This is a genomic window from Arthrobacter sp. KKT183 (genome assembly GCF_055657625.1).
In genome coordinates, this window is the sequence record NZ_CM145770.1 from 2356449 (window position 1) to 2368624 (window position 12176).

General features: G+C 60.6%; 8 protein-coding genes. 3 read left to right on the forward strand and 5 right to left on the reverse strand.

The genetic code is table 11. The features are described from left to right. Positions 1-3: 3 nt before the first annotated feature. Genes ACZ2GY_RS11195 through ACZ2GY_RS11205 form a run of 3 tightly spaced genes read right to left on the reverse strand, consistent with a single transcriptional unit; the run spans position 4 to position 6867 of the window. Positions 4-4845, reverse strand: coding sequence for an NAD-glutamate dehydrogenase (locus ACZ2GY_RS11195; RefSeq protein ID WP_471671902.1), 4842 nt, complete (start codon positions 4843-4845; stop codon positions 4-6). A gap of 46 nt (positions 4846-4891) precedes the next feature. Continuing rightward, entirely contained in the window at positions 4892-6217 is a 1326-nt protein-coding gene (locus ACZ2GY_RS11200; protein WP_471671903.1) for an AAA family ATPase, read from the reverse strand. After that, positions 6214-6867, reverse strand: coding sequence for an SAF domain-containing protein (locus tag ACZ2GY_RS11205; RefSeq protein ID WP_277358353.1), 654 nt, complete (start codon positions 6865-6867; stop codon positions 6214-6216). Before ACZ2GY_RS11205 ends, ACZ2GY_RS11200 begins: the two co-directional genes overlap by 4 nt. Before the next feature lie 210 nt (positions 6868-7077). Here ACZ2GY_RS11205 and ACZ2GY_RS11210 point away from each other — a divergent pair, with 210 nt between their 5' ends. Next, positions 7078-7305: a helix-turn-helix domain-containing protein gene (locus tag ACZ2GY_RS11210; RefSeq protein ID WP_277358352.1), complete on the forward strand. Its 228-nt coding sequence runs from the start codon at positions 7078-7080 to the stop codon at positions 7303-7305. A 57-nt stretch (positions 7306-7362) separates the two neighbouring features. Here ACZ2GY_RS11210 and ACZ2GY_RS11215 read toward each other — a convergent pair whose 3' ends face one another. Continuing rightward, positions 7363-7911: a hypothetical protein gene (locus ACZ2GY_RS11215; RefSeq protein WP_471671904.1), complete on the reverse strand. Its 549-nt coding sequence runs from the start codon at positions 7909-7911 to the stop codon at positions 7363-7365. A gap of 120 nt (positions 7912-8031) precedes the next feature. Here ACZ2GY_RS11215 and ACZ2GY_RS11220 point away from each other — a divergent pair, with 120 nt between their 5' ends. After that, positions 8032-8805 (forward strand): LysM peptidoglycan-binding domain-containing protein, encoded by a 774-nt coding sequence (locus tag ACZ2GY_RS11220; RefSeq protein ID WP_471671905.1) that lies wholly within the window; start codon positions 8032-8034, stop codon positions 8803-8805. A 14-nt stretch (positions 8806-8819) separates the two neighbouring features. After that, positions 8820-9365, forward strand: coding sequence for an Rv3235 family protein (locus ACZ2GY_RS11225; protein ID WP_277358349.1), 546 nt, complete (start codon positions 8820-8822; stop codon positions 9363-9365). Between the two features lie 31 nt (positions 9366-9396). Here the strand turns inward: ACZ2GY_RS11225 and secA are convergent, their stop codons facing one another. Next, positions 9397-12135, reverse strand: coding sequence for a preprotein translocase subunit SecA (gene secA / locus ACZ2GY_RS11230; protein WP_277358348.1), 2739 nt, complete (start codon positions 12133-12135; stop codon positions 9397-9399). Positions 12136-12176: the final 41 nt, after the last annotated feature.

Genomic DNA, 12176 nt, shown 5'->3' on the forward strand with positions numbered 1-12176 from the left:
CCCTTACTGCCGCACTATTGAACGCAGCAAGCGTAGTGCAACTGAGAGGGATGCCATGTCATCGCGTTCAAGCTGATTCACCTCGGCGAACATCTTCTTTGCCCGGTCGAGGTGCTCAGCATTGAGGTTCTCCCACTCCTGGAGCCTGCTGGACGCGTCTGACGATCCGAGATGCGATGAGCTGTTCATGACTGACACGGTCATCTCAGAGACAGTCGAGTAGAGATCATCGCGGAGCGCAGCGCGAGCGAGCGCCTGCCAGCGGTCCTCCCTGGGCAATGAAGTGATGCGCTCAAGCAGGTTATCCACATTGAAGCGGTCGTAAATGGCGTAGTAGACCTCGGCGATGCGCTCGACCGGCTCATCGACGCGACGCGAGATGAGCGCAACGTCCAGCAGGCCGAATGACTCGAATTGCTCCGCCCAGTGCTGCGCAATCGAATCGGGCAGTCCCCACTCCTCAGCGCGCTGGAACCAGCTGCGCACCCGTTCCAGGTCCCCGCCGCGCACGTAGTTGACGAGCTTGGTGCGCAGCGGATCGAGCAGCGGCTTGAAGGCAGCGATATCTTCTTCCACTGTTGTGCCACGGCCAACGTGGTTGACGAACCACCGCACAGCCCGGTCAAGCAACCTGCGCACATCGAGGTGGACCGTGGTCCAGTGCTCAGTCGGAAAGCTTGGAGGAAGCTCCGAAAGAGCTTCGACGATGTGGTCCAGTTCGTAGATCTCCCGCAGTGCAACGAAGGCACGTGCGACGACGGACTCGTTCACCGATGTTTCTTCCATCACGCGGAAAACAAAGGTGATTCCGCCCATATTGACCATGTCGTTCGCGATGACGGTCGAAATGATCTCGCGGCGCAGCGGATGGGTATCGAGCTCCTCGTCGAACCGTTCGACCACCTGCCTGGGGAAATAACGCCGCAAAGTTCCCTTGAACCAGGGATCATCAGCGAGGTCGCTTCGGGTCAGTGCCTTGGTCAGCTCGATCTTGGCGTAGGCGGCGAGGACCGACAACTCCGGCGCGGTAAGGCCTTGTCCGCTTTCTACCCGTGACCGGAGCTCGACAGTGGTGGGAAGAGCTTCCAGTTCCCGGTTGAGATCTGCATGGGACTCCAGCCAGTCCATCAAGCGCTCGAAGCTCGGGCTCCATTCCAGTACCCGCTGGCGGTCGTTGAGAAGCAGCACGTTCTGGTCGATGTTGTCCTGAAGAACGAGTTCGGCCACTTCCTCAGTCATCGAGTGCAGGAATTCTGTGCGCTCATCCTCCCCCAGACGCCCCACGCGGACCATACGGTCAACGAATATCTTGATGTTGACCTCGTGGTCAGAACAATCCACGCCTGCTGAGTTGTCGATTGCGTCGGTATTCAGGATTACTCCCTTCAGCGCCGCCTCGATGCGTCCGCGCTGGGTCATTCCGAGGTTTCCGCCCTCGCCGACCACGCGTGCACGCAGCTGGTTCCCGTCGACCCTGATGGCATCATTTGCCTTGTCGCCCACATCTGCGTGTGACTCGGTGGAGGCTTTTACGTAGGTGCCGATACCGCCGTTGTACAGAAGGTCAACCGGAGCGCTGAGGATGGCACGGAGAAGTTCCGGCGGACTCATGCTCGTCACCGAGGGATCAAGACCGAGTGCCTCGCGGACCTGCGCCGAAACCGGTATGGATTTCACGTGACGCGCGTATACACCGCCGCCCTCACTGATCAGCTCCGGGTTGTAATCGGCCCAACTGGACCGCGGAAGTTCAAAGAGCCGCTTGCGCTCGTCGAACGATCTCGATGCGTCGGGGTTGGGGTCCAGAAAAATATGGCGATGATCGAAAGCCGCTACGAGGCGGATGTGCGTCGAGAGCAACATTCCGTTACCGAAGACGTCTCCGCTCATGTCACCGACACCGGCCACTGTGAACTCTTCGGATTGTGTGTCCACCCCGAACTCGCTGAAGTGTCGCTTTACCGATTCCCACGCCCCGCGGGCTGTTATGCCCATTGCCTTGTGGTCATACCCAACGGAACCACCCGATGCGAAGGCATCGCCCAGCCAGAAGCCGTATTCAGCGGAAAGCTCGTTGGCGATGTCTGAGAAGGAAGCTGTCCCCTTATCCGCGGCCACCACAAGATAGCTGTCGTCGCCATCATGCCGGACCACCCTTTCGGGTGGAACAACCTGCTCGCCGTCCTCTGTAGTCACGAGGTTATCTGTGATGTCGAGGAGGGCGCGGATGAACGTGCGGTAGCTTGCCTGGCCCTCTGCCATCCACGCTGCGCGATCCTGTGCGGGATCAGGCAACTGCTTGGCGTAGAAACCACCCTTCGCACCAGTCGGAACGATCACAGCATTCTTCACCGTTTGGGCCTTTACAAGGCCGAGAATCTCTGTGCGGAAGTCTTCGCGCCTATCGGACCAACGCAGTCCACCCCGCGCAATGTCCCCGAAACGTAGGTGAACGCCTTCGACCTGAGGTGAGTACACCCAGATTTCAAACTTCGGGCGCGGATGCGGAGCTCCCTCGATGGCAGCAGTGTTCAGCTTGTAGCTGATGTGGTGCTGGTCCTGGAAGTAGTTTGTGCGCAGTGTCGCTTCGATGACGTTGGCGAAGGTGCGAAGCACCCGGTCAGCGTCAAGAGTGGGAACCTGCTCCAGGTCAGAGTCCAACTCGCGACGCACGCGAGCCGTCGTTTCTTCGCGCTGTCCGGAACTGAGGTCGGGATCGAAGCGTCCCTCGAAGAGCGCAATCAGCTTGCGCGTTACCCCGGGGTTGGCCAGCAGAGTGTCGCTGATGAACCCGTATGAGTTCATGTTGCCCATTTGCCGCATGTACTTCGCATAACTGCGAAGAATGGCTACCTGCCGCCAGCGCAGGTTTTCCTTCAGGACGAGTCGATCGAATGAATCGGATTCACTGGCATTAGCCATGGCGGCGGCGAATGCCTCCTCCAACAGTTCACCCGTACCTGTTGGGTCAATTCCCCGCGGGTAACGCAAGCCGAGGTCGTAGAGGAAGAAGTCCCGGCCGTCGGAACGTTCAATCTCGAAGGGACGCTCGTCGAGCACCTCCAGACCGAGATTGTGCAGGAACGGCAAGATCTGACTGAGGCTTTTCGGCTCGGTGAGATATAACTTGAGCCGCGCGTCCTCTTCCAGATGCTCGCCTGCACCTGATGGAACGTAGACATGCATGATCGGACCGGCTGTATCCATCCGGTCATAGGCGGCGAACCGTTCGATGTCCTCGAGCGCGTCCTCCACTTCGTAATCAACACGATAGGCAGCCGGGAACGCCTCAGCCCACAGGCGTGAGAATCGATCTGCATCCCGGCGGTTGAACCGGGTCCGTGCCACTTCATCGATGCCCTCGGACCAGGAACGGGCAGCCATCACGAGGCGCTGCTCAAGCTCGGCAACCTCAACGTGGGCTACTTCGGCACCCTTGGGAAGCCGGATGCGGAAGAACAGACGCGCGAGGGCGGATTCACTCATCCGCGCCTCGTAATCGATGGACTCGGCCTTGAATGTACGCCGCAGCTCATCCTCGATGCGCAGCCGAACGCTGGTTGTGTAGCGATCCCGCGGGAGGTATACCAGTGCGGACATGAACCGTCCATAGGTATCCGGGCGGAGGAACAGCCTTGTACGGCGCCTCTCCTGCAGCCTCAGGATGCCCATGGCCGTCGTGACGAGGTCATCAACATCAACCTGGAACAGCTCATCCCGCGGGTACGTCTCGAGAATGGACAGCAGGTCCTTACCGGAATGCGAGTCCGAAGGGAACCCGCAACGGTGTAACACCTCATTCACTTTGTCCCGGACGATAGGAACGCTGCGAACGGATCCGGTGTAGGCGCTCGTGGCGAACAATCCGATAAACCGCCGCTCACCGGATACGTTGCCCTGGCTGTCGAACCGCTTGATGCCGATGTAGTCGAGGTAAGCCGCGCGGTGTACCGTCGAGCGTGAATTGGCCTTGGTAATGACGAGCGGCTGCTTCTCACGGGCTTTGGCGCGGCCAGCCTGCGTCAGATGCTGGACGGGCCGGCCATCGATCGGGTGACGCAGCAGGCCCAGCCCGCTGTCTTCACGGACGCGGAGAACGTCCTCACCATTTTCTGTCTCGAGGTCGTATTCCTTGTAGCCGAGGAACGTGAAATTCCCCCCGTCCAGCCACGCCAACAGCTCCTGCGCCTGCTCAAGACCTGGTATCCCGGCATCTGCCGGCACCTGCTGCAGCGTTGATGACACTTCGCGCAGCTTGCTGCGCATCGCCGCCCAGTCCTCAACTGCAGCGCGGACGTCCGTGAGGACGCGCTGCAGGCCTTCAATAATCTCTGCACGCCGCTTCTCGTCGCTGATTCGGCCGATCTCGACCGCGATCCAGGATTCGACGTGCGCACTGACGTCACTCTCGGCCACCAGATCGGCGAGGTTTGGAAGTGCCGCGGTATCTCCACTCGATGAACCTGCTGAGGACGGAACCCGTCGCAGCCGCATGAGCTCGTGGGATGACCGGTGACGCACCGTGACGAAAGTTGGGTGCACTACCAGCCGGATGGCCGCTTGCTGGCGCACCAGCTCCGCTGTCACGGAGTCGACGAGGAAAGGCATATCGTCAGTGACGATCATGACTATGCTCGCGTCGTCCTGGTCAAAGACCCCGACAAGCGCCTCACCCGTGGACCGGATTGCGGCCACCGAGCGGTGCTCAAGCGCCCGTTTGGTCAGCGCGTCCGGCGAATAGGTGCCGGCATCGTCATCCGCGAGGTGCTGGTAATAGTGCTGGATGAACTCGGTGAATGATGTGTCAGAGCTGGACTGTTCCGTGGTGCTGGATCCAGACGACATGAACCGCCTCCGTAACGAAATGAAAGGCCGCCCCTTCGCGACCCCCTTACTGTGGAAGCCTAACGCCGTTGCTGGAAAACTTCATTTCGTTGGAGGTTGGCCTAGTAGAGCCGCGCCGCCGTTGTTCAATCGGTGCATCAACCAGTGAGGCGATCGCCTGGCGAAGTGGTGAGGCTGCAGCCGCTTCCCGCAGCGTCGAACCCTTGAGAAGGGCGTCATCAGCAGCCTCGAAGTCGGCGGGCAGGAAAGTTGAAATAGGAACGGACGGACCAAAGCGTTCCCATGCCTCGCGAAGCTGTCGCTCGGGCGAACGGCCCACCGACGCTGCCCGTACTTTGTTGAACACGACCCGTGGCGTCAGTGTGGGCACCACTTCATCCAGCTCGGTCAACGCCCGCACAAGGCGGGGAACCCCAACCGAATCAGCGGATCCGATTGCATACACCTCGTCCGCCAGCTCAAGGCACCGCAGCGTCGCCCCGTTCCGGCGCGGGGCTAGGGTGTCGAAGCTCAATTCTTCATCCGCTTCGAGACCGAATGCACAGTCAATCACTATGAAATTGAACATCGAACGCGCAAGTGCCAGAACAAGGCCAAGCGCGGACGGTCTCACCTCCGCCCACCTATCAGCGCGGGTGACGCCGGTCAGGACAAAGAGTGCGTGCCCGTCGAGTGCCACTTTGGTGCAGATTCGCTCCAGCGCCGCTGCGTTGAGGACGCCCTGATCTGCAAGGCGACAGGCTTGGGCGATGCCCGCTGACTCATCCAGCAGTCCGAGGAACGCGGCAACGCTCGCGCCGTAGCTGTCGGCGTCGACGAGCAGGACGCGGGAACCTGTCGCAGCCAGTTCGGCTGCAACATTGACCGCTACCGTGGTGCGGCCCGGGGCACCGGTGGGGCCCCACGCAGCGAACACGATGCCGTTCCCATCTGGCTCGACTTCTTCGGACCGGGACGGCGCTTGGGGCGCCAGTGCACGTGAAGTATCCGCGAACGAACCGATCAGGCTTCCCGTGCGCTGTGATTCGAGATCCGCAACGGCGGCGGCAACCTCATCTGCCAGGACTACGGAGGGCGCAGAGGAGGCAAGATGCCGTACCCCGAGCGCACGCAGCCGTTCCCTTGCGTCGTCGTCGTCGGTCAAGGCAACGACGGCCACATCAGCGGTACGCAGGCGTTCCACCAGCGAGGCCGTGAGCTCTTCTGCATCGAAGGCGATGATTGCAGCCCGCGCGATCCCCGTCTGGCAAGCCGCAATCATGTCCGCGAATTCAGCGCAGCGCCGAACCACAGTGACTGGACCGCGAAGCTGTTCCAGACCGGGCACGCAGTCGCTGGCGGAACTTCCGAGCGTTACCACTGGGATACTCACTGGGCACCTGCATTAACGACGACGGCGATCCTCGCCTCATTGGACAGCGCATCAAGGAGCGCAGGAAGAGTCTCATCAGCGACCAGCACGAAAACGCGGGCAGAAGAGGTGGCTCCCAGCGCGGAGTCCTCCTCCGCGTAGTCATAGATCTCGGCACCTTCAAGCAGCAGCTCCGGAGCGCCGAAGCCGTTGCCCTCGCCGCGTGGTGACACCCAGACGTCGACGCGGTCACCGGTGGCGGTTCCGGCGGGCAGCGGATCCTCGATGGTCAAACCTACCGGTTTACGGTCGAGGGCATCCGGCGCTCCTAGGCCGGAGGCAGGAAGCAGTTCTCCCGCAGAGATAAGCCTCAAAGCAACTGCGTTCTCCGGAAGGCCTTCACTGACCATTCTGTACGAATCCTCGACCTCCCCCAACCGCACCGGCACGATGCGGAAATCCTCTTCAGTGAGCTCCGAACCAACCGGCAAATCCCCTCGCGCGGCATAGATCGCGACAGTTTTGTTTGCACTTTCGACGAGCGCGATCACACCAACGACTGACACACACACGAGCAGTATCCCGACGAGGAGACGAGGGTCCTTCCACGACGGCTTCCGCAGACGGACCGGCGCTCCTGTGCTCGCTGGACTATCGATCTTGAGACTCACGTGTTGTTCCCCTGTTCCCCGCTCTTAACAATCATCTACGCAACTCGTCGACGGAGTCGCGCCCGAAGTAATTCTGTTGCAGTGTCCGAACAAATGGAAACCAAAAGGACAAATTGGCAGCAAACTGTGGATATCGAGATCCGAAGTGCTCAGGGGTGGCAAGATGGGACAGAAGGGTTTCCTGCGTGGAACGAAGGGAAGGCGGCTTTCGTGGCACAGAAACGGTTCATGACCCTGGCCGATGTAGGCGAGGTGCTCAATATCTCGTCGTCGCAGACTTACGCGTTGGTGCGCTCTGGTGAGCTTCCAGCCATCCAGGTTGGCGGCCGTGGGCAATGGCGGGTGGAGACTCAGGTACTCGAGGACTACATCGCACGCGCCTACCAGAGAACAGCAGCAAGTGTGAAGGACGGCATACATGTGGAGCAGGAACTTTAGGGAACCTGCTCCGCCGATGTTTGAGCGCGGTGCCTGCTGGGCACCGCGCTCAGACGGTCAATTCGAGGAGACCGCAGCGATTCCCGCAAAGGGAACAGCGTAGACGGCAGAAACGCTCGCCGATCGCCGCAGTTCACCGGGCAAAACCGCCGCAATCTCGAGAAAATCCTTACCCACCCGGTCGATGATTCCTTCGATCCGTGGGCTCCCCTCGACCCGGTGCACGATGACGCGTGCACGGTCCCTGGCGAGAGTTCGTAGGGCGGATCCAAGCCCCAGTCCTTCCCTTACGCGCGAAGTTCCAACGGCAACGTTGCGACCCAGGCCCCCGATAAGACTGATGGCGGTGAGGGGAACTATCACTTCCGCTGGGGCTTTGCTCAGGACGAGCCACTCCGAGCCGACGTGGGTCAACTCACCGTCAAATTTCCCCCCGCCTGACGTTTCCACCCTGAGAACGAAACCAAGCTGACCGCGGACGCGGTCAGCGATGGTCACTCCACCCTGTTCACGACGAACACGGTCCGCGACTTCAGCGTCGCCGGCGATCCGCTCCGCAGCTTCCAGCTGCGCCTCAATGTCGTCAAAAAGTGCTGTCCAGCGCATCGGACCAGCCTACGGTCGATGAAATCATCGGGTCAACCAGTAGACATTCAACACGATCCACGATAGACAAGTCCTATCGAACACATCAAACTGCATCAAACTGCACCAAACGGAGTTGGAATGAAATCGACGTGGATGGAAACAGGATCAGTCCTTGCCATTCTGTTGCTCGGCAGCGCTTTGGCTTTCGGTGGGAAGACGCTGGCGGAGGCTCAGGCGCTCTCCACTACCGGGAGCGGTTTGTCGACAGTGGTGGGCGCGGGAGTCGCCATCCTTGGCGCATTGGTCCTGGCATGGTGGAGTCTCAGCTTCTGCTTCGCCATTCTGGCGGAGTTGCTTCGCCGGCAGGGCCGTCCACAAGCCGCGCAGCGGATCGGATCTCTTGCTCCGATCTTCATGCGGCGGGCGGCTTGCCTGGCTCTGGGTGTTAATCTGATCACGGTCCCGTGCGCACATGCTGGAACTGCCGTAGCTCCATTGTCATCCGCCGCTGTGCAGGCTTCCGCTGGGCAGGTTAACGGTGGGCAGGCTAACGGTGGGGAGGAGATCTCCAACCTGAACCCTCAATGGGTACCGGTTGAAGCACCACAAGTACTCAAACCTTCCTGGCAACCAAGCGCGCAACCCACCGCTGGAGGCCTGCTGGTCAAAGACCCGCGCGACAGTGGGTCTGCCCCAGGTGCGGGACCGGAAGAAATGGTGGTGCAGCCAGGCGACTCGCTGTGGAGCCTGACTGCCCGGCATCTGGGTCCGGCAGCCTCGGACGCGAAAGTAGCCGAGATCTGGCCGCATTGGTATGCGGCGAACAGGGACGTTATCGGAGACAACCCGGAGCTGCTTCTGCCCGGACAGATACTCCATCCGCCAATGGGTGCTTCACCGGCATCGAAATGAAACGAGGAAACCACGTGAGCGCCATCTCCCATCTGCCCACCACCGCCGACGTTGCGCCCCTTGCGAAGGTAAGCGGCGCGCCGCGCCCTCTCCTGCTCCATGACCCAACGGCCCTTGGCCGGACAGATGAAGCAACGGTACTTTCGCTTCCGCGGCCGCCTGCCCCGATGCCGAGCCCGGAACCGGTGATCCCGGACGAGCTCGAGACCCTGGCCAGGAAGGTCGCCCGGGGCGCCCTCGAGGTTCTCGGCGGAACGAGACCGCTGCAGCAGATGGCAAGGATGCTCGACGCGCGCAGCTATGAGCGTCTTCAGCTGCGTTCCAATCTGGTTCGCAGCATCGAACAAACACGAGGATCCGCATCTGGCGGAAGAACCGGTAGCAGCGCCTCACGCCTTCATCGCAACGTCCTCATTCGAAGCGTGCGCATTTGTCCGATCACTGCCTCAATTTTCGAAGTTTCAGTTGTCGCAGCAGAGCAACAACGCGCCAGGGCAATCGCCCTGCGGATCGAGCGCTGGCGTGGCCAGTGGCGCGTCACCGAACTTCAAATCGGATGACGTCCTCCGATTTGGCACCACCGCCAAACGGCTACTTGCGGCGGCGCTTGGCAGCAGCGCGCTGTTCCGCCCGACCGCCCTTAGCGGAGTCATCATCAGCCTCGCTGCGCCGTCTTTCGACCCGGGTCTCCACGCCACCCTGAGCGTTGGGTGATGTGAACGCCAGGCTGGCAGGGCGCTCAGGTTCCTCAAGACCTGCAGCCTTGATTGTCGGGGTGTCCACCAGCCCGCGGCCATCTGCCACGCCAGGCAGTCCCGACCGCTGTGCCGGCGCTACTTCAACCTCAAGGTTGAAGATGTAGCCGATGCTCTCCTCGCGAATGGCTTCCATCATCGCCTGGAACAGTACGAATCCCTCACGTTGGTACTCCACGAGCGGATCGCGCTGTGCCATGGCACGCAGACCGATGCCTTCCTTCAGATAATCCATCTCGTAGAGATGCTCCTGCCACTTCCTGCCAATGACAGACAGGACAACGCGGCGCTCCAACTCCCGCATGGACTTCTCGCCGAGCGACTCTTCACGCTGCTTGTAGGCGACCTTCGCATCGGAGAGAATCTCGGCGTGCAGGAAATCGCGGGTGATTTTCGACTTACTGCCGGCTTCCTCAACTACCTCGTCGATAGTGAGACTGATCGGATAGAGCGTTTTGAGGTTGGTCCAGAGGAGCTCGTAGTCCCAGTCGTCGCCGTGGCCCTGTGCGGTCGCCTCATCCACCATCGCCGTGACTACGTCTTCGAGGAAGTGCTCCACCTTCTCGTGCAGGTCATCGCCCTCCAGGATGCGCCGGCGGTCGCTGTAGATTGCCTCACGCTGCCGGTTCAGGACGTCGTCGTATTTCAGGACGTTCTTTCGCTGCTCCGCGTTGCGTCCCTCCACCTGGCCCTGGGCGTTCTCAATCGCCTTGGAGACCAACTTCGATTCCAGCGCAACGTCATCAGGCATCGATGAACTGTTCATGATCCGCTCCGCAGCGCCGGAGTTGAACAAGCGCATCAGATCATCGGTGAGGGAGAGATAGAAACGAGACGCTCCGGGATCGCCCTGACGACCGGAGCGGCCCCTCAGCTGGTTGTCGATACGCCGGGATTCGTGCCGTTCCGTTCCGAGCACATAGAGCCCCCCGAGATCCCGGACTTCCTCCTGCTCTGCCTCCACCGCGTCTTTTGCCGCGGCGAGAGCGTTAGGCCATTCAGCCTCGTATTCCTCTGGGTTCTCCGCCGGATGCAGGCCCTTTTTCTCGAGAGCGGCCACCGCGTTGAACTCGGCATTACCACCGAGCATGATGTCCGTACCGCGACCGGCCATATTGGTTGCCACCGTCACCGCAGCCTTGCGGCCCGCCTGCGCGACGATCGAGGCCTCACGGGCATGGTTCTTCGCGTTCAGTACCTCGTGCCGGATGCCCGCCTTGGCGAGTTGCTTGGAGAGGTACTCGCTCTTCTCAACCGACGTTGTACCCACCAACACCGGCTGTCCCTTTTCGTGCCGCTCCACGATGTCCTTGACGACGGCATCAAACTTCGCAATCTCATTCTTGTAAATCAGGTCCGAGCGGTCCTCGCGAATCATGGACCGGTTGGTGGGAATGGGCACAACGCCCAGCTTGTAAGTTCCCATGAACTCAGCGGCTTCCGTCTCCGCAGTACCGGTCATGCCCGACAGCTTGTTGTACAGGCGGAAGTAGTTCTGCAGTGTGACCGTGGCGAGGGTCTGGTTCTCCGCCTTGATCTCAACGCCTTCTTTGGCCTCGATCGCCTGGTGCATTCCCTCGTTGTAGCGCCGACCGGCAAGCATTCGCCCCGTATGCTCATCGACAATCATGACCTCGCCGTTCAAAACGACGTAGTCCTTGTCCCGCTTGAAAAGTTCCTTCGCCTTGATCGCATTGTTCAGGAAGCCGATCAGCGGCGTATTGGCTGATTCGTAGAGGTTGTGAATGCCGAGGTAGTCCTCAACCTTCTCAATGCCGCTCTCAAGAACACCGACGGTGCGCTTCTTCTCGTCAACTTCATAATCCGTATCCCGAGTGAGGCGGGTAACCACCTTGGAGAACTCGGTATACCACCGGTTCACATCACCCGAGGCCTGCCCGGAAATAATCAGCGGCGTCCGCGCCTCATCGATCAGGATCGAGTCAACCTCATCGACGATCGCGAAGTTGTGTCCACGCTGGACCAGTTCGCCGGCGCTCCAGGCCATGTTGTCGCGGAGGTAGTCGAATCCGAACTCATTGTTTGTGCCATAGGTGATGTCCGATGCGTACTGTGCGCGCCGGGTGGCAGGATCCTGCTTGGACAGGATGCAGCCGCAGCTCAATCCAAGGAAACGGAAAACCCGGCCCATCAGGTCGGACTGGTACTCGGCCAGGTAGTCGTTTGTGGTGACGATGTGGACGCCCTTGCCGGTGAGAGCGTTCAGGTAAGCCGGCGCGGTGGCGACGAGGGTCTTCCCTTCACCGGTCTTCATTTCGGCGATGTTGCCCAGATGGAGCGCAGCGCCTCCCATCAGCTGAACGTCGAAATGACGAAGCCCCAGTGTGCGCCCGGCCGCTTCCCGCACGGCAGCGAATGCCTCGGGCAGGAGCGCCTCCAGGGTTTCCCCGTCCTCGTAGCGCTTCTTCAGCTTGTCGGTCTCCCCGCGCAATTCCTCGTCGCTGAGGGCGCGGAACTCATCTTCGAGTACGTTGATCGCGTCGGCGTAGTTGCGGAGTTGCTTCAGTGTCTTCTTATCGCCGGTACGAAGGACTCGTTCAAGAAGTGATGGCACTGGTTTTTGCTCCCAATCTAGGTACGCCGTTTCCTGGCGAA